At 66.3% G+C, this 24,886-nt stretch carries 28 protein-coding genes and 1 tRNA gene; 13 read left to right on the forward strand and 16 right to left on the reverse strand.

The features are described from left to right. The first annotated feature begins 16 nt into the window (after positions 1 to 16). Both K8V11_RS07585 and K8V11_RS07590 read left to right on the forward strand, forming a co-directional pair. The gene (locus K8V11_RS07585) at positions 17 to 1,462 is read left to right on the forward strand and encodes a S1C family serine protease (protein ID WP_303912249.1); all 1,446 of its coding nucleotides are present in this window, start codon (positions 17 to 19) and stop codon (positions 1,460 to 1,462) included. A 91-nt stretch (positions 1,463 to 1,553) separates the two neighbouring features. Beyond that, positions 1,554 to 2,507 (forward strand): siderophore-interacting protein, encoded by a 954-nt coding sequence (locus K8V11_RS07590; RefSeq protein ID WP_303912252.1) that lies wholly within the window; start codon positions 1,554 to 1,556, stop codon positions 2,505 to 2,507. 4 nt (positions 2,508 to 2,511) lie between these two features. Here the strand turns inward: K8V11_RS07590 and K8V11_RS07595 are convergent, their stop codons facing one another. Genes K8V11_RS07595 through K8V11_RS07610 form a run of 4 tightly spaced genes read right to left on the reverse strand, consistent with a single transcriptional unit; the run spans position 2,512 to position 6,405 of the window. After that, on the reverse strand, positions 2,512 to 3,378 hold the full coding sequence (locus K8V11_RS07595; RefSeq protein WP_303912255.1) for an ABC transporter ATP-binding protein: 867 nt from the start codon (positions 3,376 to 3,378) through the stop codon (positions 2,512 to 2,514). A gap of 14 nt (positions 3,379 to 3,392) precedes the next feature. Next, entirely contained in the window at positions 3,393 to 4,436 is a 1,044-nt protein-coding gene (locus K8V11_RS07600; RefSeq protein ID WP_303912258.1) for an iron chelate uptake ABC transporter family permease subunit, read from the reverse strand. Next, the gene (locus K8V11_RS07605; RefSeq protein WP_303912261.1) at positions 4,433 to 5,446 is read right to left on the reverse strand and encodes an iron ABC transporter permease; all 1,014 of its coding nucleotides are present in this window, start codon (positions 5,444 to 5,446) and stop codon (positions 4,433 to 4,435) included. Before K8V11_RS07605 ends, K8V11_RS07600 begins: the two co-directional genes overlap by 4 nt. Positions 5,447 to 5,451: 5 nt before the next feature. After that, positions 5,452 to 6,405 carry an ABC transporter substrate-binding protein gene (locus tag K8V11_RS07610; protein ID WP_303912264.1) on the reverse strand — a complete coding sequence of 318 codons (954 nt, stop codon included), beginning with the start codon at positions 6,403 to 6,405 and terminating at the stop codon, positions 5,452 to 5,454. A gap of 203 nt (positions 6,406 to 6,608) precedes the next feature. Between K8V11_RS07610 and K8V11_RS07615 the strand changes: the two genes are divergently transcribed. Beyond that, positions 6,609 to 7,178 (forward strand): molybdenum cofactor biosynthesis protein B, encoded by a 570-nt coding sequence (locus tag K8V11_RS07615; RefSeq protein WP_303912266.1) that lies wholly within the window; start codon positions 6,609 to 6,611, stop codon positions 7,176 to 7,178. Between the two features lie 280 nt (positions 7,179 to 7,458). Here K8V11_RS07615 and mscL read toward each other — a convergent pair whose 3' ends face one another. From mscL to K8V11_RS07635, 4 genes are all read right to left on the reverse strand, one after another. Then, on the reverse strand, positions 7,459 to 7,887 hold the full coding sequence (gene mscL / locus K8V11_RS07620; RefSeq protein WP_303912269.1) for a large conductance mechanosensitive channel protein MscL: 429 nt from the start codon (positions 7,885 to 7,887) through the stop codon (positions 7,459 to 7,461). Between the two features lie 138 nt (positions 7,888 to 8,025). Next, positions 8,026 to 8,712, reverse strand: a complete 687-nt coding sequence (locus tag K8V11_RS07625; protein WP_303912272.1) for an SAF domain-containing protein — start codon at positions 8,710 to 8,712, stop codon at positions 8,026 to 8,028. A gap of 173 nt (positions 8,713 to 8,885) precedes the next feature. Further along, entirely contained in the window at positions 8,886 to 9,251 is a 366-nt protein-coding gene (locus K8V11_RS07630; RefSeq protein WP_303912275.1) for an FmdB family zinc ribbon protein, read from the reverse strand. Between the two features lie 92 nt (positions 9,252 to 9,343). Beyond that, the gene (locus K8V11_RS07635; protein WP_303912278.1) at positions 9,344 to 9,970 is read right to left on the reverse strand and encodes a 5-formyltetrahydrofolate cyclo-ligase; all 627 of its coding nucleotides are present in this window, start codon (positions 9,968 to 9,970) and stop codon (positions 9,344 to 9,346) included. A gap of 99 nt (positions 9,971 to 10,069) precedes the next feature. Between K8V11_RS07635 and K8V11_RS07640 the strand changes: the two genes are divergently transcribed. The 7 genes from K8V11_RS07640 to K8V11_RS07670 all read left to right on the forward strand — a co-directional run bounded on the left by K8V11_RS07640 (position 10,070) and on the right by K8V11_RS07670 (position 16,729). Beyond that, a complete protein-coding gene (locus tag K8V11_RS07640; RefSeq protein WP_303912281.1) occupies positions 10,070 to 10,975 on the forward strand; it encodes a UTP--glucose-1-phosphate uridylyltransferase in 906 nt (301 codons plus the stop codon). Positions 10,976 to 11,051: 76 nt separating this feature from the next. Next, positions 11,052 to 12,464, forward strand: coding sequence for a gephyrin-like molybdotransferase Glp (glp, locus tag K8V11_RS07645; RefSeq protein WP_303912282.1), 1,413 nt, complete (start codon positions 11,052 to 11,054; stop codon positions 12,462 to 12,464). A gap of 93 nt (positions 12,465 to 12,557) precedes the next feature. Beyond that, a complete protein-coding gene (locus K8V11_RS07650) occupies positions 12,558 to 13,190 on the forward strand; it encodes a GNAT family N-acetyltransferase (RefSeq protein WP_303912285.1) in 633 nt (210 codons plus the stop codon). A 214-nt stretch (positions 13,191 to 13,404) separates the two neighbouring features. Beyond that, positions 13,405 to 14,760: a gephyrin-like molybdotransferase receptor GlpR gene (glpR, locus tag K8V11_RS07655; RefSeq protein WP_303912288.1), complete on the forward strand. Its 1,356-nt coding sequence runs from the start codon at positions 13,405 to 13,407 to the stop codon at positions 14,758 to 14,760. A gap of 93 nt (positions 14,761 to 14,853) precedes the next feature. Then, positions 14,854 to 14,926 (forward strand) — tRNA-Ala (locus tag K8V11_RS07660). A 394-nt stretch (positions 14,927 to 15,320) separates the two neighbouring features. Further along, positions 15,321 to 15,821: a hypothetical protein gene (locus K8V11_RS07665; RefSeq protein WP_303912292.1), complete on the forward strand. Its 501-nt coding sequence runs from the start codon at positions 15,321 to 15,323 to the stop codon at positions 15,819 to 15,821. A 110-nt stretch (positions 15,822 to 15,931) separates the two neighbouring features. After that, on the forward strand, positions 15,932 to 16,729 hold the full coding sequence (locus K8V11_RS07670; protein WP_303912295.1) for a siderophore-interacting protein: 798 nt from the start codon (positions 15,932 to 15,934) through the stop codon (positions 16,727 to 16,729). Here the strand turns inward: K8V11_RS07670 and K8V11_RS07675 are convergent. Genes K8V11_RS07675 through K8V11_RS07695 form a run of 5 tightly spaced genes read right to left on the reverse strand, consistent with a single transcriptional unit; the run spans position 16,726 to position 18,851 of the window. Beyond that, positions 16,726 to 17,208 carry an SRPBCC domain-containing protein gene (locus K8V11_RS07675; protein ID WP_303912297.1) on the reverse strand — a complete coding sequence of 161 codons (483 nt, stop codon included), beginning with the start codon at positions 17,206 to 17,208 and terminating at the stop codon, positions 16,726 to 16,728. The two genes, K8V11_RS07670 and K8V11_RS07675, sit on opposite strands and share 4 nt — an antisense overlap. Further along, positions 17,205 to 17,540, reverse strand: coding sequence for a helix-turn-helix transcriptional regulator (locus K8V11_RS07680; protein WP_303912301.1), 336 nt, complete (start codon positions 17,538 to 17,540; stop codon positions 17,205 to 17,207). Before K8V11_RS07680 ends, K8V11_RS07675 begins: the two co-directional genes overlap by 4 nt. A gap of 53 nt (positions 17,541 to 17,593) precedes the next feature. Continuing rightward, complete coding sequence (locus K8V11_RS07685) at positions 17,594 to 17,923, reverse strand: multidrug efflux SMR transporter (protein WP_369693052.1); 330 nt, start codon at positions 17,921 to 17,923, stop codon at positions 17,594 to 17,596. Beyond that, the gene (locus tag K8V11_RS07690) at positions 17,920 to 18,330 is read right to left on the reverse strand and encodes a multidrug efflux SMR transporter (protein WP_303912304.1); all 411 of its coding nucleotides are present in this window, start codon (positions 18,328 to 18,330) and stop codon (positions 17,920 to 17,922) included. The genes K8V11_RS07685 and K8V11_RS07690 overlap by 4 nt, the downstream gene beginning before the upstream one ends. Beyond that, positions 18,327 to 18,851 carry a TetR/AcrR family transcriptional regulator gene (locus K8V11_RS07695; protein WP_303912307.1) on the reverse strand — a complete coding sequence of 175 codons (525 nt, stop codon included), beginning with the start codon at positions 18,849 to 18,851 and terminating at the stop codon, positions 18,327 to 18,329. Before K8V11_RS07695 ends, K8V11_RS07690 begins: the two co-directional genes overlap by 4 nt. A 147-nt stretch (positions 18,852 to 18,998) precedes the next feature. Here K8V11_RS07695 and K8V11_RS07700 point away from each other — a divergent pair, with 147 nt between their 5' ends. Together K8V11_RS07700 and K8V11_RS07705 are read left to right on the forward strand one after the other, a co-directional pair. Continuing rightward, positions 18,999 to 19,601 carry a TM2 domain-containing protein gene (locus K8V11_RS07700; protein WP_303912309.1) on the forward strand — a complete coding sequence of 201 codons (603 nt, stop codon included), beginning with the start codon at positions 18,999 to 19,001 and terminating at the stop codon, positions 19,599 to 19,601. A gap of 37 nt (positions 19,602 to 19,638) precedes the next feature. Continuing rightward, positions 19,639 to 20,667 (forward strand): LLM class oxidoreductase, encoded by a 1,029-nt coding sequence (locus tag K8V11_RS07705; RefSeq protein ID WP_303912312.1) that lies wholly within the window; start codon positions 19,639 to 19,641, stop codon positions 20,665 to 20,667. Between the two features lie 13 nt (positions 20,668 to 20,680). Here the strand turns inward: K8V11_RS07705 and K8V11_RS07710 are convergent, their stop codons facing one another. Next, positions 20,681 to 21,793: a sorbosone dehydrogenase family protein gene (locus K8V11_RS07710; RefSeq protein WP_303912315.1), complete on the reverse strand. Its 1,113-nt coding sequence runs from the start codon at positions 21,791 to 21,793 to the stop codon at positions 20,681 to 20,683. Positions 21,794 to 22,261: 468 nt separating this feature from the next. Between K8V11_RS07710 and mgtE the strand changes: the two genes are divergently transcribed. After that, on the forward strand, positions 22,262 to 23,608 hold the full coding sequence (gene mgtE, locus K8V11_RS07715; RefSeq protein WP_303912318.1) for a magnesium transporter: 1,347 nt from the start codon (positions 22,262 to 22,264) through the stop codon (positions 23,606 to 23,608). A 21-nt stretch (positions 23,609 to 23,629) separates the two neighbouring features. On the opposite strand, the gene K8V11_RS07720 is transcribed toward mgtE, so the two are convergent. After that, on the reverse strand, positions 23,630 to 24,250 hold the full coding sequence (locus K8V11_RS07720) for a DNA-3-methyladenine glycosylase I (protein ID WP_303912321.1): 621 nt from the start codon (positions 24,248 to 24,250) through the stop codon (positions 23,630 to 23,632). Further along, a complete protein-coding gene (locus K8V11_RS07725; RefSeq protein WP_303912327.1) occupies positions 24,247 to 24,870 on the reverse strand; it encodes an alpha-ketoglutarate-dependent dioxygenase AlkB in 624 nt (207 codons plus the stop codon). Before K8V11_RS07725 ends, K8V11_RS07720 begins: the two co-directional genes overlap by 4 nt. Positions 24,871 to 24,886: the final 16 nt, after the last annotated feature.

Genomic DNA, 24,886 nt, shown 5'->3' on the forward strand with positions numbered 1-24,886 from the left:
CGAAAGAATCGACATCATGGAACGAAACGACAATTACGGAGCCGGTAACGGCGAGCAGACAGGCGCGGATCAGAACCCGCAGCCGCAGTGGAATGGGGACGGCCACACTGCGCCGATCCCGCAGCAGTCACAGGGACAGCCCCAGGGCCCGCAGGGCATAGGCCGCCCGCCCTTCGCGCAGCAGCCGACCGCCGGGAACCCGCAATTCGGTCAGCAGCCCGGCCAGCCCGGCCAACCCGGACAACAGGGCCCGCAAGGCCACCCATTCGGCCAGCCGGGCGCACCGAACCAACCCGGCGGCACCCAGCCCCAGTACTTTGGTGGATTCGCCCATGACGGCGGAGTTCCTCCCTACCAAGGCGCTGCGGGACCTGCGGAGAAGAAGCGCTCGCCCCGTGCCCTCACCGCGCTGGGGATCGTCGCCGCGGTGGTCCTCGCCGGCGGAGTCGGCGGAGTGGTCGGCGCAAACTACGGCGGCTCCTCGAATTCGGGCAACACGATCCTCGGCGCATCAGGTGGCGCCGCGAGCGTGCCCGCCTCGGAGCCCACCGACGGCACCGTCGAATCCGTGGCCGAGAAGGTCCTCCCGTCGGTCGTGTCGATCACGGCCGTAGGCCGCTCCGGTGGCGGGGAAGGCTCGGGCGTGATCTTGTCCGAGGACGGCAAGATCCTCACCAATAACCACGTCGTCGCGGTCGCCGGGCAAGGCGGAAAGATCCAGGTGTCCTTCAACGACGGTTCCGTTGCCGACGCGACGGTCGTCGGCGCGGACGCCGCCTCCGACGTCGCGGTGATCGAGGTCAAGGACCGCAACGACCTCCAGCCCATCGCCCTGGGCTCCTCCAGCGATCTGAAGGTCGGGCAGAACGTCGTCGCCATCGGCTCGCCCCTGGGCCTGTCGGGGACTGTGACCACCGGTATCGTCTCCTCTCTCAACCGCCCGGTCATGGCCGGCGGCGCCGAATCCGGGCAGTCCACCGTCATCGACGCGGTCCAGACCGACGCCGCGATCAACCCGGGCAACTCCGGCGGCGCCCTCGTCGACATGGGCGGCAACCTCGTCGGGATGAACTCCGCGATCGCCTCGCTCGGTAGCGGGCAGGAGGCCGGATCGATCGGCCTGGGTTTCGCAATCCCCGTCGAGCAGGCGCAGCGCATCGCCACACAGCTCATCGAGCAGGGCTACGCAACCCGCGCCGTGCTGGGCGCGAGCGTGCTCAACGAATCCCAGGTTCTCGGCGCACAGATCGCCGGTGTCGAGCGGGGCGGGCCAGCGCAGGAGGCCGGGCTTCCCGAGGACGCCGTCGTCACCAAGGTCGACGACCGCAACATCGAATCCGGCGACGCCCTGGTCGCCGCAGTGCGCTCTCACAGCCCCGGCGACAAGGTGACTCTCACCTATTCCACACGCGGTCAGGGTGAGGAACAGACGGTCGAGGTCACTCTCGGCGAAGGCGAATAGACCAGGTGGATAGGTAAGGCTTATAACAGGTAGGTTGGGCTGAGTGAAAGGGGAGTTTCCTCCCTCTTCTTCTCGGCGAGAGGATCCCAAGGTGAGCGAACCTCAAGACAGGCCTTCCTACCGGCTGTTCCACACCACTGTCGACGCCATCGACACTTCGCGTCCCTCGATGGTGCGCGTACAGGTGGTCGGTGACTGCCTGCAGCATTTCGGCCGTGCCGGGCTCGACCAGCGCATCAAGGTTCTGTTCCCGCCGTACGACGAAGGGGCGGGCGAACACCTACCGATGCCCGACCTCGGGCCCGAGGATTTTCCCGACGACTCGGGCATGATCAACCTCTACCGCGACTCCCGGGCCATGGAAACGCCGCCGACGTGGCGGACCTACACCGTCCGCCGAATCGATCCGGACGGCGAATGGCTGCAGATCGACTTCGTACTTCACGGGACAACGAGTCCATCGGCGCGGTGGCTCAACTCTTTGAGCGTGGGCGACCCGGTCACGATAATCGGACCCGACGAGCGATCGAAGCGCTCGCGCGGCGGCATCGAATGGAAGCCGGGCGGCGCGTCGACGATTCTCATCGCAGGGGACGAGACCGCGCTGCCCGCGGTCGCCGCGATCGCGGAATCGGGGACGATCCCCGACGGGGCAGACGTGTGCATCGTCGTCGAGGCGCCGGACACCGCAGACCTCGATGATTTCGAGGCCGATCCGTCGTGGACTGTGCACCGGCTGGCGCGCTCGGCAGGGGAGAACCCCGGTGAGGCGATGGAGCGGCAGGTCCGTGATTTCCTCGCCGGGAAGCCCGAATTTCTCGGTGACCGGCAGGCGGCGACTCAGGCCGTGGAGACCGCAGACGCCGACGAAACGCTGTGGGACACCGCGGATGACGTCGACGCAGGCGGGCACTACGCCTGGCTGGCGGGCGAGGCCGGCGCTGTCACACGTCTGAGGCGACATCTGGTGAAGGAGCTCGGCGTGGACAAGCGCGCGGTGTCCTTCATGGGTTACTGGAAGCTCGGCAAGGCCGCGGCCGGCTAGGCGATCAGCAGCCCTCGGAGGCCACGCGACCGTTGGCCGAACCGCGCGGCACGATGATCGGGTAGCCGCCCTGCGCATCGTCGATGATCTCCGCGTCGAGGCCGTACACCGACTCCAGGTTTGCCGGGGTCAACACCTCGGCCGGGTTTCCATCACATATGACGACGCCGTCACGCATCATCACCATGCGGTCGGAGAACATCCCCGCGAGCATCAAATCGTGAAGCACCATGACCACGGTGCGACCGTCGCGCGCAACCTTCTTAACGAGGTTGAGCATGTCGATCGCATGCGCAGGATCGAGGTAGGTCGTGGGCTCGTCGAGAAGCAGCACAGGCGTCTCCTGCGCCAGTGCCATCGCGAACCAGGCGCGCTGGCGCTGCCCTCCGGACAGCGAGGCGACATCGCGATCGACGAACTCGGTCAGCTCCGCATCCTTCACCGCTGCGTCGATGACTTCTCGGTCATGCGCGGATTCACCGCGCCACCGTGCCCTGTGCGGATAGCGGCCACGGGCGACGAGTTCGCCGACAGTGAGCCCGTCCGGCGCTATGGGTGTCTGCGGCTGGAGTGCGATGAGCTGGGCGGACTCCTTCGGGCGCAGGCCGTAAACGCTACTACCGTCCACTTTGACCTCGCCCTCTCGCGGCTCCAGCAGCCGCGAGATACTGCGCAGCAGGGTGGACTTGCCGCAACCGTTGGGCCCGAGGAGCGTCGTGACCTCGCCGGGCCTCGCCGTGAGATTGACCCCCGCGAATACGTCCGGCCCCGCCGCGTATCCCGAGCGCAGGTTGGTTACGGTGACGGTCGCGCCTGAGTCGGCGGGAGACTGAGGGCGTAGGCCCTGTGCCGCATCCGAATTCGAACTCATGATCATTGCTCTTTCTAGGCCGAGGTCTTGCGGAGGGAAACGAGGGTGAGGAGGACGAGGCAGACGCCGCCGAAAATACTCGTCATCAAACCGACCGGCACCGTGATGGGAAGGAACGAGGTGGCGACAGCGCACGCCGACAGGATCGCGGCTCCCGCCGCCGCCGAGGCCCATTGGGGTGGTGTCGGTGTGCGCGCCACTAGCCGGGCCAGGTGCGGGGCGACGAGAGCAACGAACGTGATCGGGCCAACCACCGAGACGGTGACGGCGACCAGCCCGGTGGCGCACACCAGGAGCAGCGCGCGTACCTTACCGATGTCGATTCCGAGGGTGAGCGCCGTGTCGTCGTCGTGCGCGAGGTACTTGACCTGATGCCCGGCGATCGAGGCGAGTAGAACGATGGGGACAATTCCGGCGATGAGTGGGACGATGGCATCGCCTCGCACCATTTCGGTGGAACCGGCCAGCCATAGTTGGGACTGGGAAGACGAGTTGATCTCGGCTTTGAGCAGCATGTACGACACTGCGGACTGGCACATCAGCGCCAGCGAGAAACCGATGAGCACAATGCGTCTGGAGCCGCCGAAGCCGCCCAGAAGTATGAGGATTCCCAGGATGACCAACGAGCCGATCATCGCGAGGCCGGCTCGCGGCCAGAAACCCGTGAGGCCGAGGGAGAGTGCCGGGCCGATGAACGAGGTGCCCGCGACGACCATCACCGAGGCGCCGCCCGAGACGCCGAGAAAATCGGGGGAGGCCAACGGGTTACGGGTCATCGTGATGGTCCACGAACCGGCCAGTCCGAGCGCCGCCCCGACGATGACCGTAGCCACCGCGACGGGCAGACGCAGATCCCAGACGACGTTGATCGCCCGCCTTGTTCCGCCGCCTGTGAGCACATTGATGACCTCGAAGGGGCTGAGCTTCGTCGGTCCGATGCCGAGCAGTAGGAGATAACACGTCGCGGCGATGACGAGGAAGACCGCCGTCGTGGCGACGGGGTGGCCGCCACTGTGGCGCGCCGTGCGGACCGGGCGGGCGTCGACGTCCGTCGTCATCGTGCCATTCCCTTCGCGACGGCGAGGATGAGGAACGGAGCACCGACGAAGGCCAGGACGATCGATACCTCCAATTCGCCGGGACGCATGAGCAGGCGCCCGAGGATGTCCCCGGCGACCGTGACCGCCGCGCCGACGAAAGCGACGGGTATGAGCATCCGGGTCAGTGTGGGCCCGGTGAAGGGGCGGACGATGTGTGGTGCGGCGAAGCCGACGAAGACAATCGGGCCGACGGCGGCTGTGGCCATGCCCGCGAAAACGACGACGACCACGCCGGCGAGAGCGCGGGTTGTGCCGGGGGAGCTGCCGAGGCCCGAGGCGACGTCGTCTCCCAACGCGAGGATGTCCATGGGCCGCGCCGTGGCGGCCGCGAGGAGAAGGCCTAGGACGAGGCCGGTGAGCACGATGGCGATGTCGCCGCCGTCCTTGCCGACCGTCGAGCCGACGACCCATTGGCGCATGCCGTCGTAGACGCGCGAGGACTGCAGCGCGACGAGCGTCGTCGCGGCCGTGAGCGCGGTGGTCATCCCGACACCGACGAGGATGAGGGTCAGCGAGTCGTGGGTCCTTTGCGTCGAGGCAATGACGATGGCCGCGGTGGCGGCGGCACCGATGAGCGCCGCGAGCGACTCCCAGATTCCGCCGACGAGGCCAAAGGAGAAAAACAGCGCAACGACGAACGACGCTCCGGCGGTGATGCCGATGATGCCGGGGTCTGCGAGCGGGTTACGCGTCCACGACTGCGCGAACGCCCCGGCGACCGCCAGGCTGGCGCCGGCGGCCGCGGCGAGGATGGTTCGCGGGAACCGGAGTCCCCACACGATCGTGTGCTCGTCGGATGATCCGCCGTTCGGCCCCGAGGACAGGATGGTCCACAGTTCACCGAACGGGATCGACCTCGCTCCGAAGAGCAGCGAGGCGATGAGGATGACCACGAGGACCGCGGCCGTGATGCCGACGAACGCGGCCCACCGTGGGGCGGGCCGCGTTGCGAGAGACGTCGCGCTCACTCTCGTTATTCGACGAAGTTGTCGAGCGTCCACGGGATGGTGACCGGATTCGGCATACTCATCGCATTGCCGAGATCCTGGCCGATGTACTTGACGCGGTCTTCCTTGACGATGTCGAGGTTCTGGAACGCATCGTTCTCGCGGACCTCGTTCTCCTGTCCTCCGTACTCGAGGATGAACAGCTCATCGAGTTGGTCGAGCATGCTGTAGTTCTCCGGGGACAGGTCCATGAAGAACGCGCCCTCCTCGGCCTTCTGCAGCTCATCCGGGATCTCGTAACCCATCTCGGTGAGGAAGACACCGCGGCCGTCCTCTTCGGTCATGATGCCGAGCCGACCACTGTATGGGAGGGCGACAGCAGCCTTCTTGCCCTTGAGCTCGGGATGCGCCTCGCGGTAGTCGGCGAAGGCCTGCTTCGCCTCTTCGATGAGTTTGTCACCCTCGGCCTGCTTGTCGACGGCGCCGGCGATATCGCGGACCTGCACGTCCCAAGGGACCTCGTAGTCGTCGTACTCGTCCGAATGGGTCGTGAGAGGCGCGATCGCCTCGAGGTCCTTCTTGGCCTGCTCGTCGACGGCCTGATTGACGGCGACGATCTGGGTCGGCGACGCCGAAGACACCTTTTCCACCGCGTCGGCGGTGAGCCCCTGACCGAGATTCTCGATGATTACCGGGGCGTCGCCGGTGAAGAGATCTTCGGCCCATGGGCCGACGCCCTTCTCGCTCGTATCGCCGGTGGTGCCGAACGGTGCGACCACGGTGGGCTGGATGCCCAGGGAGAGGAGGGTGTCGGCGTCGCCGAATCCGAGCGCTGCCACAGAGGAGGCGGTGTCCGCAGTTTCGGCACCCGATTCCGCCTCACCCTCGCCGCGCGAACATGCAGTGAGCCCGGCGGCGGCGGCGACCGCGATGCCGAATGAAGCAAGGATTTTCTTGCGCCTGCCGAAAGTGGGATTCACTGTGGTTCTCCTCGGTGAGAGCGGCTGTGGGTAAACGGGGAATTGCCATCCACGAGTATAGGTCAGCCTTAGCTAAGGTTTCTAAGAGGACCCAGAATATAGGTTGAGGCGATCCGACCACAAGACGAGGGCAGCGGGGGAGGCGGCTGAGAATGTTGCCCGAGCCTGCCGATTGGTCGGACCGGAGTGATAACGTGACGGCCATGAATGAGGACAAGGCACATGCCGGAAGGGCACTCGTTGTGGTTATCGACGATGAGGTCGATGCTCATCCCGACACGATCGGTGCCTTGGTTTCAGAACTTCTCGCCGAAGACGGATTCATTGTCGACGCGGTTGTCGGCGTTCGTAGCGATGTCGATGAGATTCGTCACGCGCTGGAGACGGCCGTCGTGGGTGGCGTCGATGCCGTGATCACCCTCGGCGGTACGGGCGCGGGGCTCCGAGATGTCACACCGGAGGCGACTGAGGAAATCCTCGACAAACGGCTGCTCGGCATAGAACAGGCGATTCGTTTCTCGGCGATCGGCGCCTCGGTGATGGACGCGGTGACCTCGCGCGGCGTCGCCGGGATCTCCGGCAGCACGGTGATCGTCAATATCGCCTCCTCGCGCGCCGCCGTTCGCGATGGCATGTCGACCCTCGCCCCGCTCGTCGCCTTCGTGGTCAACGAGCTGTCGGCCGCCTTCGACGAATTCGACGACGATGAGTTGGCCGAACTCGGAGACAGCGCGGACTTCGACGAGACCGACATGGACTTTTCCCGCAATTAGAAGGCGCTGACTATGTCCGGCAATGGGGCAGCCGACGGTTCCGTGCCAGGCGGAGAAAACCACGGAGACGACGGCGAGTCCGCCCGGGAGCGGGCGCGTAAGAAGGCCCGTCTCGACAGAGTCTTCCGCAGCATGTACCCGGGGCAGGGGAGTTCCGGCGGCGATGGATTCAGTTCACGTCACTACGACGAACAACGCCCTCCTCATCACGGTGGATGAGAAGGGCGTTGTCCTGTAGGTGGGCTGGGCGGGAAAGCCCGCTTCGCCGTGAGGTGCCGGACTACTCCAGGTTCTGCGGAGCGGCCGGGTCCTTCGGGTGCGCCAGCGGACGGCCTGCGAGCAGGTCGCGGATCTCGGTGAGCAGCTCGTTGTCGGTGGCCGGAGCTTCGACGCCGTCGTCCTTGGCCATGCGCTCCTTCATCTTGTTCATCGGAGCGACGAGGATGAAGTACACCACGGCCGCGATGAGCAGGAAGTTGATGGCTGCGGTGATGACCGAGCCGAACTGGAGCGTGGTCTCCGGGTTGTTGTCGAGGATCTGGTAGCCGAATCCGACCTCGCTATTGCCGCCGAGAAGTGCGACCAACGGATTGACGATGCCCTCGGTGAAAGCGGTAACGATAGCGGTGAACGCACCGCCGATAACGACTGCAACGGCAAGGTCGATGACATTGCCCTGCATGATGAATTCTTTGAAGCCCTTGAGCATGACTCTCCTCCATAGAAGCGAAGCAGCCCGGAAGCTGGGCGCTTTGCACCGAATTAACCTATCGCTCGGGACATTATCAATATCTGGCCTTGACCGGCTAGGAAAATTGCCTACTTAAACAAGGTTTCTCTAAGTGTTCTATTCCACCAGAACGAGGATTACAGGGCTCTCGACGGCAGCTGCGGCGACAGCCGGGGCGTCACCGGTGGGCACCTGAATGGCGACCGTACCAGCAGATTCACCACGAGAATCACGCGGAACTTCCTTCACTTTCGCCCCAGTGGCAATGGCCTGATTCGCTTCTCCTCCCGGGCCGGGCGTGGACGAAAAAATATCGACGACTGCCCCCGGATGCAGCATCGCGAGCGTGCCCTTGTCGGGGACGGGGATCGACACGGTGCGCACCTCGTCGGAACCTCGTTCTTCGGGAACGTCGAGGCGAGAGGCGGTGAGAATTTCGCCCTCACCCATCGCGGACGCGAGTACCCGCTCCTCGATTTCAGTCCACGACAACAGCGCCGACGCAGGGACCAACGAGCCCGGAGCCTCGACCTCGCGCACATCGGCGGGGACAAGGGGGTGGCCCTCGCCGAGATCTGCGGCGGCGACGAGCACCGTCGCCGTGTCCAGCCGGTCGCGGACGAATAGTGCGGCCGCGAGGAGAACAAGCAGGACCGCACCGATGGAGCGCAGACGGCGCCGTGAGCGCCACGAATCGAGGGAGCCGACGGGAGAAGCGGAGAGTGCGCCGGGGCGCGGAGTTGAGGAACGTTCGAAATTGCCCCGGCCGGAGCCGGGCGTGCGGACGGATCCGGAAGTGGGCACGGAAGACACCTTCGGTAGGGAAGCTGGGCCGAACGCGGAGGGCGCGCTCGCCTGCGACTGTATGCAGCATCCCCTGCGGAAAAGGGCCGCAGAACGGCAGCGAAATCAACCGCTGTGGATAACCGAAGGTCTGTGGATCGCCGGCGCACTGAGCGCCGGCGGAGGAGGAATTGTTAGGAACCCGAGCTCGAGTTCGTCGTGGATTTCGACGACGAAGCGCCGGCGGAACCGGAGCTGCCGGACGAGTTCGAGCCCTTCGACTCCTTGGACGACGAGGACGAGGACTCGGACGACGAAGAGGATGAAGAACCTCCGGCGTCAGAGGTGGATCCCGACGAGGAACCGGAATTCGAGTTCGAAGCGGCGCGGCTGTCGTTGCGGTAGAAGCCCGAACCCTTGAATGTGATGCCGACGGAATTGAACAGCTTGCGCAGGGAGCCGCCGCAATTCGGGCATTCCGTGAGCGAGGCGTCGCTGAACTCCTGACGGATGTCGAACGCCGTCTCGCAGTCGCGGCACTTGTACGAATACATCGGCATGGTGAGGTCAACCCCTGCTTTCCTGAAATCCCGTGTGTGCGTGAGCCCGCGGAGAACCCTACGCTCCGACGAGAAACGAACCGTTGCCGATTTTATTCCCCTCGGCCGCCGGCGGGAAATCGGCGTACGCCTTCCTCGGTGATCACGGCGTCGACGGAACGATCGTGGGGTTCGACGGGGACGCTGTCGAGAACGTCGGCGGCGTCGAGAACGCACACCAACAATGCATCGGGGCGCGCGGCGGGGAGCGTCTGGTCGTAGAAACCCCCGCCCCGGCCGAGGCGCAGGCCGGTCGTGCTCACCGCGACGGCCGGCACCACGACGACGTCGGCTTCCGCGATGGCATCCGTGCCGAGCCGCGGCCCCGAGGGCTCGCCGATCCCGAAGCGCCCGGGGCGCAGGTCGGACAGCGAGCGAAATTCCGCCCAGTCCAGCGGGCCGGACTCTCCCGTGACCGGAAGCAGTACACGGGCTCCGGCGTCGGCGAGCGTCGCCGGCAGGTCGGTGCCGCCCGCCTCGCCGAAGGCGGGGACGTAGGCACAGATCGTCGCAGGCTGACGGAGGGCGCCGACGAATTCGATGAGGCGCCGGCGAATGGCGGCGTCATTGGCGGAGCGGAGCGTCGACGTCATCCCCGAACGACGCTCTGCGACCGCGGCGCGGACGGACTTCTTGGCGGCGACGAGGGCGGAATCTGCCCGGCCTGGCGAACCATTCACGCCCCGAGCCTAAGCCAGCGCGCGGCGGCGGTGGGCAAGTGGCGGGAAAAATCCGCGCGCCTGAATGGGCGGCGCACGGCAAATAGTTATGCTGGCGCCATGACTTCAACGGATCTTCCATCCGGAAACGCCCAGTTCGCAACGGCAGTGGTGCCAGCGGCCGGCCTCGGCACGCGTTTCCTGCCTGCGACGAAAACGGTGCCGAAGGAGCTACTTCCCGTCGTCGACACCCCGGGGATCGAGCTCATTGCCGAGGAAGCGGCGGCAGCGGGAGCGCATCGTCTGGCGATCATCACCTCCGAGCGCAAGGTCGGCGTGATGGCCCACTTCTCCGAAGATCCGACACTTGAGGGTACCCTGGAGCGGCGCGGCAAGGACGTGCTGCTGCACAAGGTCCAGCGCGCGCCCGGGCTGATCGAGGTCGAATCCGTGCGCCAGGAGCGGCCCCTCGGCCTCGGCCACGCGATCGGGCAGGTCGAGCAGATCCTCGACCCCGAGGAGCAGGCCGTTGCGGTACTGCTGCCCGACGACCTCGTGCTCCCGATGGGCGTGCTCGAGCGGATGTCCGAGGTGCGCGCCGAGTTCGGCGGGACCGTGCTGTGCGCGTTCGAGGTCCCCGGCGAGGAGGTCTCCTCTTACGGTGTCTTCGCGACCGAGGACACCGACAACCCGTCCGTCAAGCGCGTGACGGGCATGGTGGAAAAGCCCGCCCGAGAGGACGCGCCCTCGAACCTCGCGGCTGCGGGGCGCTACCTGCTCGACCGCGCGATCTTCGACGCGCTGCGCGCCATCGAGCCGGGCGCCGGAGGCGAATACCAGGTCACCGACGCGATCGCGAAGCTCATCGAGGACGGCCACCCGGTGCATGTTGTCGTGCACGACGGCACCCGCCACGACCTTGGTAACCCGGGCGGATACATCAAGGCGTGCGTCGATTTCGCGCTGCAGTCGGATGCCTACGGAGCCGAACTGCGCACGTGGCTCGGCTCCCGCCTGGACTCCTAGGCCACTCCCGCCCGCGCCCCGGCCGGACCGATCCGGCCACCGACACCGATCATCAGGACGAAGACGAGGACGACACATGCGTTCGGTCGCTGACCAGCTAGCGGAGGTAACCGCCGCCGCCATGAGCCCGCGCCCCGTGCGCGTGGGAATCTTCGATGCCCTCGGCCTGCTGTGCGCCGAGGAAGTGGTGGCCGAGCGCGCATTGCCATCCTTCGACCAGGCCGCGATCGACGGTTACGCCGTCCGTTCTGTCGACCTCGTGCCGACGCAACCCGCGGCCGTGCGGCAGGACCATATCGCCGATGACGGAGGAGCCGATGATCCCCAAGAGCCCGGAGCCGATGGCGACGATCCTTCGGACGAGGAGTCGGCCGGCGACGTCGAGGGCGAGGACGCCGCGACCGGCGACGTTGCCTCGAATCGGCAGCCCGCCGGCGGATCCGGGCTTCGCGCGCTCTCGGTCGTCGGGCAGACGATGGCCGGATCCGCCGCGGCCGGCGGGATGAGCGCACTGCAGTGCGTGCGCGTCGACACGGGCGCGCCGCTGCCGACCATCGCGGACGCGGTGCTGCCGCTCAACTGGGCCACCGAACGCCAGGGCGACCGCGCCCTCGAGATCGACGTGCGGCGCCGCGTGCTCTCCGGACAGTTCGTGCGGCGCGTCGGCGACGACGTCCAGCCCGGCGATGTCGCCGTGCGCCAGGGCGCCGTGATCGGCTCAGCGCAGGTCGGCCTGCTCGCCTCGGTGGGGCGCTCACGCGTCCTCGTACACCCGAAGCCGCGCGTGGCGATCATCTCCATCGGCGACGAGCTCGTCGACATCGACCGCGAGACCGCCCCGGGCCAGGTGTACGACGTGACCAGCTACGCGCTGGCCGCGGCCGCCCAGGACGCCGGCGCCGACGTGCACCGCGTCGGCATCGTCTCCACCGAGCCGTCCCGCTTCCGCGAGGTGCTCGCCGAGCAGCTCATGCGCTCGGAAATCGTGGTGATCTCCGGGGCCGTCGGAGGCGAGGCCACCTCCCGCGCCCGCCAGGTGATCCGCGAATTCGGCACCCTCGATCTCTACCGCGCGGCGATGCACCCCGGATCGGTGCAGGGCTTCGGCCGCCTCGGCCGCGACGAGGTCCCCACCTTCCTTCTGCCCACCAACGCGGCCAGTGCGCTCGTGGTTTTCGAGGTCATGGTCCGGCCACTGGTGCGCATCTCGCTCGGCAAACGCCAATCGGCGCGCCGCACGGTGCTCGCCCGCACGATCGCACCCATTACCTCCGTAGAGGGTCGGCACGGGTACCTACGTGGCCAGCTCATGCGCGACGACGAAACCGGCCAATACCTCGTGCGCGCCTTCGGCGGCGCCGACGGCGCGTCCACGCACCTCCTCGCGGCGCTGGCCGAGGCCAACTGCCTCGTGTCGATCCCGGAGGAGACCGTGCACGTGCGGGCCGGCGAAGAGGTCGAAGTCATGTTCCTGGCTCAGCGTGGGTAGGGAAGGCGGCGCCCGGTGGATGCCGAACGCAGGCTATCCGGGGCGAGAGACCCGATGAGTGGGGGAGTCCTGGGAAATTCGTCGTCCGCCGTCATGACCAAGGCCATGCCGCTGCCGAGCGCGCTCCTGAACGTCGGGGGAGCGCGGGTCCATCTTCGCGAACCGTCGAAGAAGGACGCTGCCGAATGGGCGCGCCTGCGTCGCGCGGGACGTGCGCACCTTGAGCCGTGGGAACCGCAGATCACCGAGCAGTGGGACACCGCTTACCAGCCGAGGCGCTGGAAGCGGATCGTGCGCGCGCAACGCGAAGCGCGCAAGGCCGGCACCGCCCTTCCCATGGTGATCGACGTCGACGGACGCTTTGCCGGTGAGGCGACGATCGGCGGGATCGTGCGCGGAGCGAACCAGTCGGCGTGGCTCGGCTACTGGATCGGGCACGAATACACCGGGTCCGGGATCGGATCGGCGGCAGTGGCACTCGCCGTGGACATCGCCTTCGATTCGGTGCGCGTGCAGCGCCTCGAGGCCACGGTAAAGCCCGATAATCTCGCCTCCCTCGCGGTGCTGCGGCGCGCCGGGTTCCTGGAGGAGGGGCGGCTGCGTAACTATCTGCGAATCGGTGGCGCCCGCCGGGACCATCTCCTCTTCGCGGCGCTCGATTCGGAGCGGGTCATGCCCGTGGTCAAGGATCTGGTGATCAGCGGACGCGCCGCCTACGCGAAGTAAGAATTGTTTTCTTCGCCCCGAGTTCATCGGCGGTAAATCCCTGCGCTATGGGCGCGCAAACCGCCCGCGGTGAACCCAGGAAAAAATAAGGGTGACTTTCCTCTCGCGGGTGCGGCGTGCCTGCATAGATAGCGGGCGAAGAGCTTCTAGCGTTGGGTCAACGTCGCATCCGGATCGGATGCACAAAGCAAGAACCCACTAGGGAAGGCTTTACATGTCGAGCTCGCTCCTCATCGTCGTGCTGGTCGCGGTGTGGCTGTTCGTGCTTGCGCCGATGGCGATCCGCGCACGCAAGCCCATCCGCCGCGCCGGCGACGGTCTCGCCCAGACTCGCACGCTGCACGCCGGCGGCGGGCGGAAGCTCCAGCCCCGCCGCGGCCGCGTGGCCGTGGCCGCGGAGGACGAGGTCCTGGACACCGAGCTGTTCGGCATGCCGTCGGGCGAGGGCTCTACCGACGCCGAGCTCGTCGAGGCGGACTCGTGGCTCGCACGCATCGAGGAAGACCACGCTCGCCACGTCGCCGACAACCGCGCGCTCCGTCTGCGCCGCGCCATCGACACGCGCGAGGCGGCGCCTGTGCCCGAGCGGGTCGTGTCGGCAGGGACGTCGCCCGCCGACGCCGAGCCGAGCTCGCGCGAAGACATCGCCTCGCTCGCGCGCGCCGAGGGGAACGAACCAGCATCTGTTCCCGAGTCCGAGGCCGAGATCACCGCCGACCGCGTGACGGTCGGCCCGAACGAGGTCTCCGCCGCCGAACGCTCCCGCGTGGAAGTGACGGCGACGTTCAGCTCCGACGGTGCCGCAGCGTTCGACGACGACGTCGAAGCACCGGCATCGGAGAAGGCGACGGCACGATCCGCCGAGACAGTGCCCGCGGAGCCGCAGGCCGAATCCGAGACGTTCGTCATCGACGGCGAGGTGTTCGACAAGGACACCGAAATCGCCTCGGCCAAGAGCGAGCGACCGCAGACGCTTCGCGAGCGCCACGAGGCGGCTTCCGCCGCGCGCGCCGCTGCTCGCGAAGCGGACCGCCCGGCCGAGCCCGAGCTCGACGACGCCGACTACGACTTCGTCGAGAAGCGCCGCGGCCGTGGCGTGTACGACCCGCGCGCCGATCGGGAAGCCGCTGCGGGACGCGCCGTCCGCCGTCAGCGCACGACCCTCGGTTTGCTCGCTTTCGTGATCCTGTTCGCGGTTCTCTCGCTCATCGTGACCCCGCACCTGTGGGCCGTCACCGCCATCGGCGCCGTGCTTCTGGGCACCTATCTGTGGTTCCTTCGCAAGCAGGTGCGCATGGAGCAGCGCCTGCGGGCTCGCCGCATCGAGCGGCTGCGGCGCGCGCGCCTTGGCGTCGAATCGCGGCATGACGTCGAGCTGTCCGTGGTCCCGCAGCGGCTGCGGCGCCCCGGCTCGGTCGTCCTCGAGGTCGACGATGAGGATCCGATCTTCGATCACCTCGAGTCCTCGCGGGCAGCGGTAGCGCAGGAGCGCGAGCTCGTCGGCCGCGAGCGGGTCCGCTCTCAGCGCAGCGAGCGCGAGCCGCGGGCCGCGAGCCGCCGCGCGGTTTAAAGCATCCGGGGAGGGCGATTTCCGGTCCGCTCGGGCAGTGGTGTTACTATGATGGACGCTGCTTGAGAGGGCGGGAAACCCGTTCTCCGGCTAGGGGCTATAGCGCAGTTGGTAGCGCGTCTCGTTCGCATCGAGAAGGTCAGGGGTTCGATTCCCCTTAGCTCCACAATTGAAACTTCGGGTAGAGGCCGTTTCCGCCAAGGCGGGGACGGCCTCTACTTCGTTCTTGGGCACAAGTTGGCCCATCGGCGAGCCAATGCCAGAGCACGGCGGCCTAAGGGTGGGGATCTTCCGTCTAATAGCTCCGCCGTATCGAGACCGGCAGAGCCGCCAGTGGGGTTCGACTACGTCGTGGCGCTCGCCTATGTCTCGTGTTTCTAGAATGGTGTTGAGGGCGGTTTACCAGTTCGACTCTTTCTCATCGAGCTTGATCGATACGGGATTGATTGGCACGTCGCGCTTGCCATGATGCACCGCGCATGAGGCTCGCGTGCATCGGCGATATAGGTTCACTTAGTGGGGCCCACCGGCGACGATGTGGAAATAGAGGGGGCAGGAAAGTGGCAGGAGAGGCGGAGCGTGAGCACGTGGGCGCGATGCGTCCGAATCGCCTTCCGGCGGTAGCGATGTGGGCACTCGGCTGGGCGGGGATTTTTGCCGGCGGGCTCGTGGCCGCGGTGACGGATCCGTTGGATGTCTACCGTGGTAGCTGGATGGCCGCATTCTTGGTCCTCGTCGTCGGGGCCGCGCAAGTGATGATGAGCTGGGCGCGTCGACATTGGGGGACGAGCCGCGCGGCGGCGGGCTGGGCGCAGTGTGCCGCGTGGAATATCGGCAGTGCAGGCGTTATCGCCGGAACCCTGGCCGAGACGAGCCTCGTCGTGTTCGTGTCTTCAGCCGTGTTGGTCGCCGCTCTGGTTATCGCCTCACTGGATACACGGAGCGCCCGCAATACCTCCGGTGACGCGCTGCGGCTGCTGGCATATCGCGCGCTGCTTCTGATTCTGGCCGTGAGCATTCCCGTCGGCATGGTGCTGTCCTACCTCCGGCACACGGGATAGGCGCGGCGCGGGGGCGCGCGGAGAGCCCGACGTCACATACGAGGTTCCACGTGACAAGATAGGCTCACCTAAGTCAACGCGGCAACCTCACCCAGGGAAGGCGGTTGGGAATGCCCAACATCAGCGTCACACACTCCGACTCCGGTCTCGTCCGAGTCATCGTTCGACACCGCGAGCAGGTATCGCCGCACATCGTTCGGGTGACCTTCGGCGGCAAGGACCTCGAGCGTTTCGAATACAAGGGGTTCGACCAGTGGTTCCGCCTCGCAATTCCGGTCAGGGGCGACGCCGGGCTCCACAAGATGCCGACGAAGTTCGGCATCGGCGGATACCTCAAGTACCTCACGCTGCCAAAGGGTGCGCGGCCGGTGATCCGGAACTACACGATCAGGCAATTCCGCGAGCATCCCGCAGAGATGGACGTCGACTTCGTGGTGCATGGCACCGATGGTGTTGCCGGGCCTTGGGCGGCGTCGGTAGAGCCGGGGGCGGAGGTGGCTTTCATCGACCAGGGGTGCGGGTGGGACCCCGTCGACGCCGAACGGTGTCTGATCGTCGCCGACGAGAGCGGCATGCCCGCGGCTCTCGGTATCTTGCGCGATATGCCGCGCGATGCTCGCGGAACTGCCATTATCGAGACTTTTGACGAGAGCGACCAGCAGTTCGTCAACGCTCCCGACGGCGTGAACGTCCGGTGGGTCGTGCGGGAAGCGGGCGAGGATCCGGGGGTCGCCGCTCTACCGGCGTTGAAAGAAGAGGGGATCAGCAGCGACCTCTATGCATTCGCCGTCGGCGAGTCCGGGCTCGCCACGGGGGCACGCCGCTACCTCGTGGGGGAGTGCGGCGTCCCCAAGGCGAACGTGACGTTCTCGGGGTACTGGAAGTTGGGCAAGGCTGCCCCGAGTTAGAGGGACTCGGAGAGGTTTGCCAGCGCCTCGGTGACAGCTCCCCAGCCTTCGTAGAACCCGAGCTCCTCGTGCTTGGCACGGGCTTGCGGATCGGCATGGCGCACGATCGCTAGATAGTCGGTGCCCTCAGGGCGGCTGGAGAGTGTGATCTCCGCCGTCATGCCCATAGGAGCGGGGAGCGCGGGGTGCCAGGAACTCGAGATGGCATTGGTGAACGCGATGCGGCTCTCGTGCTCGACGAGCAGGAAGATGCCGTCGGTGTGGGGAACGAAGTTTTCGCCGTCGTCGCTCATTTGTGTGACGAACGCGCCACCCGCCGTGGGATCGAAGCGCTCGATGCGCGCGACCGTGGGCGCCGGGACCCACCACTTTTGTAGTAGCTCCGGATCGGTCCACGCTCTCCACACGCGCTCCTTCGGTGCGTGCATGACGCGTTGGATTCGGAGATCGCGTTGCGGGTCGAATTGGTGCGAGCTCATGATGGCTCCTCTGGGTTGGTGACCATTTGCTCGAGGCGGTCGGTGCGCGCGTTCCACAGTGCGCGTTCGTCGGCGAGCCAGTCGTCGACGATGGAAAGTCGGGCGCGGTCGAGTTCGCAGGTGCGTACCCGGCCGGACTTCGAGGTGTGGATGACGCCGGCGCGCTCGAGCGAACGGATGTGCTTCATGAACGACGGGAGCGTGATGTCGAAAGGCTCGGCGAGGGTGCCGACTGTTGCGGGGCCGGCGCCCAGGAGCCTGATGATTGATCGCCGGGTGGGGTCGGCCAGCGCGATCAGCACTGTATCCAGCTCGTCGGAATGCTTAGCCACAAGGCTAAGTATAGGGCCCACGGTGGGCGTGCGCAATGGTCGGGAGTCGCCGGTTAGTAAGTCGCTCCGATTTCGATGAGGAGCACTCCGGCCATGACCAGGACGACGCCGGCTGCCATGCGTTTCGTGAAAGGGTCCTTGAAGAGCAGGCGCCCGAGGATGGCGACGAGTGCGACGCCGACGGCAACCCACGTCCCGTAGGCGACGCCGAGCGGCATGCCGTGGGACAGGGACATCGACAGGCTCGTGAAGGCAACGGCGTAGCCGGCGATGATCGGTACCAGCCAGCGCTTGCCGTGAACGGCGAGCATGCGCAGTGACAACGTCCCGGCTACCTCGAAAGCGATGGCGAGAAGGAGGAAGGCCCAGGCCATGAAGTTCATGCGTTCCCCCGTTCTGCAGCCGCCGGGGTGGATTCGTCGGCAGCCGAATCGTTGCCGCCGAGTTCGATGAGGACGACCCCGGCGATGACGAGAATGATGCCGATGCCCATGAGCGCGGAGAAGGGCTCACCATAGATCAAGGTCGAAAGGATGGCCGTCGCCGCGACGCCGGCGGCGCCCCAAATTCCGTAGGCGACGCCGATAGGGAGGCCGCGCCGGAGTACCTGGGCGAGGAAGACGCAAGCGAAGACGAAGCCGGCGGCGACGAGGACGTAAAGCGCGGGGCGGTCGAGCGCACCTTTGAGTGAGAGCGAACCCGTGACCTCCGAGGCGATTGCCGCCGCGAGGAATGCCCACGCGCTGCGCGGAACGCGAGTCTGTGTTGGGGATTGGGTCTGGGTGCTCATTGGATCTCACCTCCGAAGATGAGTTGTTGCGCGATTCTTCGCACTTCGGCGCGCTCGTCCTCGCTCATGATCTCGATGCCGGCCGCCGAGTTGAACCACGCGCCGTCGGCGAGGAGACGCGCAGCGGTTCGTCGCGCCCGGAGTGGCCCCTGGGTAGAGGCCACGAGCCAGGACGACAGCTTCTCGGTCCACCGATCCCGAAGGGTCTCGCGCAGCCTGATGTCGGCGAGGGGGGCGAGGTCGGAAGGGTCGAAGTCCGTCGACAACGCGTGGTCGACGTAGGCGGCAAGGCGATCGACGTCGGTGGCATCTGAAGGGAGCCGCGCGTCGAGGTCTTCGGTCCAGCGGTCGATGACGTGGTCCACCACGGCGACCATGAGCCCCTCTTTGGAGCCGACGTGGTGGATGACGCCGGGCTTGGTGAGACCACTGGCCCGCGCGACCGCGTCGAGCGTCAACGGCTCGCCGCGGGCGAGAATCTCGACCGCGCTTTCCAGGAGTTCCGACTTCGAAAGTGCCACATTCAGACGATACCTACCAGATGGTAGGTAAGTAAATTCGGGGAAAATCAGGGTAGATCTCAGGGTTTGGCCGGTGCACAATGTCGGCCTGCGGGCATATGCTCGGAAATATCTGGGAATGATCCGCGGAGCATCAAGAGGAGGGGCATGACTCGCCCATACGATTTCGAACCCACCGGCGAGTACGGTTCCGATCGATTCGGGAACGCCGATTTCGCGGGCCCGTTTGCCGAGGGCGCGCGCGATGGGACGCCGTCGGCGCCGAACCCGTACATGGCTCCGGAGCCCGAGGCGCCGACGGCGGTAGGCCCGCTATTCGGCGCGGATCCGAACCCGTACCAATACGCGGCGAACCCCTATGCGAACCCCGGTTACGGTGCGCCGGCACACGTGCCGACGCCGTACGACTCCCGAATGGGATACATGCCCGGCTCGGGGCGCGAACTACTGCCGCACGCCGCCGCATACGGCCAGATGAATCCTGCCCTGGTACGACCCAAATCGCATGCCGCCGCGGCGTTGCTCGCCTTCTTCCTCGGAAGCCTCGGCGTGCACAACTTCTATCTGGGGCACAATGGTCGCGGGGTAATCCAGCTCGTCATGTGGCTGGTGAGCATGTTGACCGTCGTGGTGGCTATAGGCTTTGTCGGACTGATGGCAGTGGGGTTATGGGCATTCATCGAATTCCTGCTTATCCTCTTCCGCTCGGGTTCGTACGGGTACGACAGCCGCGGGGTCCCGCTGTACTGAGGGCGATCGGGCTGCGCGACTAGATAAGGTCTCAACGGTGAGTGACAAAACTGGGGCCGAGAATGCCCGAACGGAACGGACGTATTCTTCGCCGTTCGAACCCTCCGGCCGACCCCACACCGAGCTTCCCGGCTGGCGGCGCGTGTTCGCTCCCGGTTCGATGACTCTCGGCCTGTTCTTTCCCATCGAGTCCTACCGCGGCGACACTCCCCGCATGGAGCATCAGGTCGAACGCGCACAAGCGGCAGAACAGGCAGGATTCGCGGGACTCTACGTGCGCGATATCCTCCTTCGCGACCCGGACTTCGGTGACGTCGGGCAGATCTTCGACCCCTGGACGTACCTCGCCTTCATCGCCGGGCAGACCAGCGAGATCGCGCTCGGTTCCGGCTCCATCGTGGCGCCGTTCTACCATCCGCTCATCCTCGCCAAACAGGCCGCGAGCATCGACCGGCTCTCCGGCGGACGATTCATAATGGGTGCCGCCTCGGGCGACAGGCAGCGCGAGTTCGCCGCCTTCGGCCAGCAGGTTCAGGACCGGGGCGCGCTCTTTCGCGAGACGATCGAGGTCATGCGGCACGCCCACGCCACCTCGTTTCGGCCGACCCGGTGGGGCGGCGGGGCGCTCATGGGCGGCGACGTCGTCCCCAAACCGCTCGCGGCCGAGGTCCCGTTGCTCATCACCGGAACGAGCCAGCAAGATTTCGACTGGATCGCCCGCAACGGCCACGGTTGGCTCACCTACCCGCGTGCCCTTCGGGAACAGAAATTCAAGGTCGCGCAGTGGCGCGAGGCCGTACGCCGCAATGTCGGCGAGGACACTTTCAAACCCTTCGCCCAGTCGCTACCGGTCGATCTCCTCGACGACCCGGACGCACCCGCCACGCCTATGAAGTTCGGCTTCAGTCTCGGCCGGAACAAGCTCCTAGAGCTACTCGGATCGCTGCACTCGATCGGCGTCAATCACGTCATCATCGGGCTCAAGGCCGGTCGCCGACCTGCAAGCGACGTTATTGAAGAGCTCGGCGAGCACGTCGTGCCCAGGTTCCCCGCGTTGCAGGTATGACGTCGGGCAGGGGCTAGATTCCCGTCGGCAGCTTGATGCGCAGGATCTTGTCGTCGCCATTGCGAGTCACCCCGCGCCCATCGGTATTGTTCGTCAGCACCCACAGGCTGCCGTCCGGGGCGACCTCGACGTGGCGGAGCCGGCCGAATTGTCCGGTGAACTGGGTTTCGGAACGATAGTCGTCGGACACGTCCACCGTGCGGATTCGTTCCCCGCGCAGATTGGCTATGTAGAGCTTGCCGCCGGCGTACGCCATTCCCGAGGGGCTCGCCTCGGAAGGACGCCACTGTTGCACCGGATCGGTGAATTCCGCGGGGCCTCCCTTTCCTTCGACGGTCGGCCATCCGTAGTTCGCGCCCGGGCTGATCTTGTTGAGCTCATCCCACTCGTCCTGGCCGAACTCGGCGGCATACATCGTGCCGTCGTCTGTCCACGCGAGGCCCTGCACATTGCGATGGCCCATGCTGTAGGCCGGAGATTGCGGCCAGGGATTGTCGCCGGGAATCGTGCCGTCGGGGTTATATCGGAGGATTTTCCCTGCCGGGTGATACGGGTCCTGGGTGAATATGGCGTCCCTGAGCTCCTGAAAGTCGCCGCCGGCGAGGTACAGCTTGCCGTCGGGCCCGAAGGAGATGCGCCCGCCATTGTGGATGTTGCCGATCGGTAGACCGGAGACGATCTCCTCGCGGTGCCCGAGGCCGAGCGAACCCGGCTCGCCGGTGATGTCGAACCGGTCGACGCGGTTGTCCTCGCTGGTCGCGTAGTAGGCGTAGAGGTAACCCTCGTGCACGGCGAGTCCGTGGAGCCCGGTTTCGCCCTCGGGGTGGACGTCCTCGATGATGCCCGCGACGCGCTTGGATCCGTTGCCCGAGACTTCGATGACTTGCCCTGAGTCGCGTTGGCTCACCAGTGCGGTATCAGAGTTAACGAAGGCGATGTCCCAGGGGACGACTAACTCTTCGGCGACGACGGTCGGTGCAGGCAACGTGTCTGCGTCTCCATCTCCGTTGGACCCGGGGGCCAGCGATCCGAGGCTTCCGGGGCCCTGCATGTCGGCGGAGGAGGGGAGCGACTCAGTCACCGACGACACATCGACGGCGTCTGCCGGCCCGCTTCCGATGCTCACAGTCAGTGCCATGGCGACAAGCGACGCCGAACCAAATGCGAGCGGCCGCCGGGCCCGGCGGCGCCAGCTCCTCGAGGTGGGGGCCATGTGCGTCGTCCTTTCGCCGCGATCCGAGAACGGGGACGGGGTCTGGGTAGGTTCTCAAATTACCGGCCTGGCCAGTCGCGCGCGTGGTAATCGCGAAACCCCACGCTACGACGGTGCCGGGTCCGGGTCGGGAGCGGTAAAAATGCAAATGCGCGCACACTCCGGCTACGGTGGTGGGCGGTAGAACACGGTTCGCGTGGGGCACGATCGTAGGAGGTGAGCGCGAGATGTCGGATCCGATGAGTCGATCTCGGTGCGCCTCAATGGTCCGGTTCTGCGCCGCCGCGGCCCTTGTATAGGCGTCCAGGGGCGCACGTCAGGCGAATTCGAAGAGACCGCAGCTAAGAGCTGCGGTCGCACGCGTGCACAGGGGACCAAGCCATGAGTGACGCCACCGGGGTACACACCGACTACCTGCACTTTCTGATCGAGAACCGCGAGCTGCCCGAGCTTTCGGAGATTTGCGCGACGATGCCCGCTTGGGAAATCGTCGATGCCTTCGACGAGATCCCGACCCGCGACGCAGCCGTCTTGTTCCGCCTTCTCGACAAGACCAAGGCGATCGAGATTTTCGACGATCTCGATACCGCAGCCCAGGCCGATCTCGTCGCCGAGCTCAGCGACGCCAAGGTTTCCGAGGTGTTTGCCGGCCTCGAACCGGACGAGCAGGCGCGCCTCCTCGACGAGCTGCCGGCGCGCGTGGCGAAGAGGCTCATGGCGGCGATGACCGCAGAGGACCATGGCCAGGTCACCAAGCTGCTCGGCTATCCCCGCGACTCCGTGGGCCGCACGATGGAACCGGCGGTCTACGCCAAGGAGCATGAGACAGTCGATCAGGTGCTCCACCGCATCCGCTCCCATCACGCCTCGCTCGAAGCCCTCGCCGAGATCCCGGTTGTCTCCGACGTGCTGGTGCTCGTCGGTAAACTCAACCCCATCGACCTGCTCCGCAGCGACGGCGACCGCGAGGCCGCCGAGCTCATGGAGTCGGATCCGCCTTACGCGTACACCTCAGACGACGCGGAGACCGTCGCTCGCCGCGTTCTCGACTCCGGGGACTTGTTGTTCCCCGTCGTCGATACCGAGAAGCGTCTCGTCGGGGTGTTCCCGATCGGCGACGCTGCTGCGCTGGATAAGCGCGCGGTCGACGAGGATTCCGCACGTGCCGGCGGCTCCGAGCCGCTGCGCCGGCCCTACTTGCTGACGCCGGTCGCCACGGTTGCCAAGTCGCGCGTGGTCTGGCTGCTCGTGCTGGCCATTTCCGCCGTCCTCACGGTGCAGGTGCTCGAGATCTTCGAGGAGACGCTGTCCCAGGTCGTCGCTTTGGCTCTCTTCATCCCCCTCCTCACCGGTATCGGCGGCAACACCGGCTCGCAGGCCGCGACCACCGTCACCCGAGCGCTGTCCCTGGGCAACGTGCGCAAACGCGATTTCATGAAAGTCGCGTTCAAGGAGCTCCGCACCGGGTTCCTTCTCGGCATCGCCCTTGGCGCGCTTGCCTTCACGGTGGCATCGCTGGTTTACGGCGTGGGGATCGGTACGGTCGTCGGATTGACGATCATCCTCAACTGCCCGATTGCGGCGACGGTCGGCGGTCTTGTGCCGCTGGTGGCGCAGGCGTGCAAGGTCGACCCGGCGGTGTTCTCCACACCATTCATCTCGACTTTCTGCGATGCCACCGGCCTACTGCTGTACTTCACCGTCGCCATCACGGTCCTCGGGCTCTGAGCTGAGCGGGGCGGCTCGGGCCTAAAGCGCGTCCGCCGGCCACACCCCGGACGACCCGCGCCGGTGGGAGCCGACGAGATGGGTGTCGATCATGCCGATCGCCTCCATCAGCGCGTACATCGTCGTCGGTCCGACGAAACGGAAGCCGCGCCCGCGCAGCGCCTTGGCGAGCGCCTTCGACTCTTCGGACTGGGTGGGGATCTCCTCGTAGGTTCGCGGAGCGGGCGTGGTCGAGGGTTGGAACGACCAGACGAACTTCACGAGCCCGCCGTCATCGCGTAGATCTAGTGTGGCTCGGGCACCGCTGATGGCGGCGTTGATCTTCGCGCGGTTGCGGATGATGTCGGCGTTTTCCAGGAGCCGCTCTACATCTGTCTCTGTGAATTCTGCGACGACGTCCGGGTTGAAGTCGTGGAAGGCCTCGCGAAAGGCGGGGCGCTTGCGCAGGATCGTCGCCCAGGACAGTCCCGATTGGAAGCCTTCGAGCGTGATTCTTTCGTAGAGGCCCTGCTCGTCGCGGACGGGGAGTCCCCATTCGGTGTCGTAGTACTCGCGCATGAGGTCGCTGGATTCGGCCCAGCTTGGGCGGGAAAGCCCGTCGTCGCCGACGATGAGGGCAGGGGATTCGGGTTCGGTGGTCATGAGCTTCCTTCGCTGTGTTCGTGTGATGGTGCGCTATTTGCTATCGAGGAAGAGTCGTCGGCCATGCCCGTGACACGGAGGGTGATGTTGAGCCGGCCTGAGCCCAGTCCGCAGCCCTCGGGCGCGGTTCCCGGGGTGATCTTGGGAACGCCGTGGTAGGCGCGACGCGACTGGCTGCCGAAGACGAACAGGTCGCCAGAGGCGAGGGCGACGTCGGTGTACGGCTTCGTGCGTGTTTCGGTGTTGCCGAAGCGGAACGTGCAGGTATCGCCGATGGACAGCGAGATTATCGGGGCGTCGGAGGATTCTTCGCCGTCGATGTGCATGCCCATTCGGGCGCTGGTGTCGTAGAAGTTGAGCAGTGCGGCGTCGATCGTGTGGGCGGCCCCTTCGGCGTGGCTGCCCGTGACCTCTTCGATGGCGCGGTGGCCGAGACGCACAAGCCACTCGGGCACGTCGGCGACGCGGCGACCGTTGACGTCGACCGCGGAGCGGCTGTATCCGTATGGGTACCAGTGCCAGCCGAGGGAAAGCGTGCTCACGCTCATCTGCCCGTTGCCGATCTTCGCCGAGTGATAGGGGACGGGGCCGCGTCCGAGCTCGCGCGCGGCTCGCACGATCCACGCCTGCTGGGGG

The sequence above is a fragment of the Dietzia timorensis genome, from assembly GCF_020742175.1.
GTDB classification, from domain to species: domain Bacteria; phylum Actinomycetota; class Actinomycetes; order Mycobacteriales; family Mycobacteriaceae; genus Dietzia; species Dietzia timorensis_A.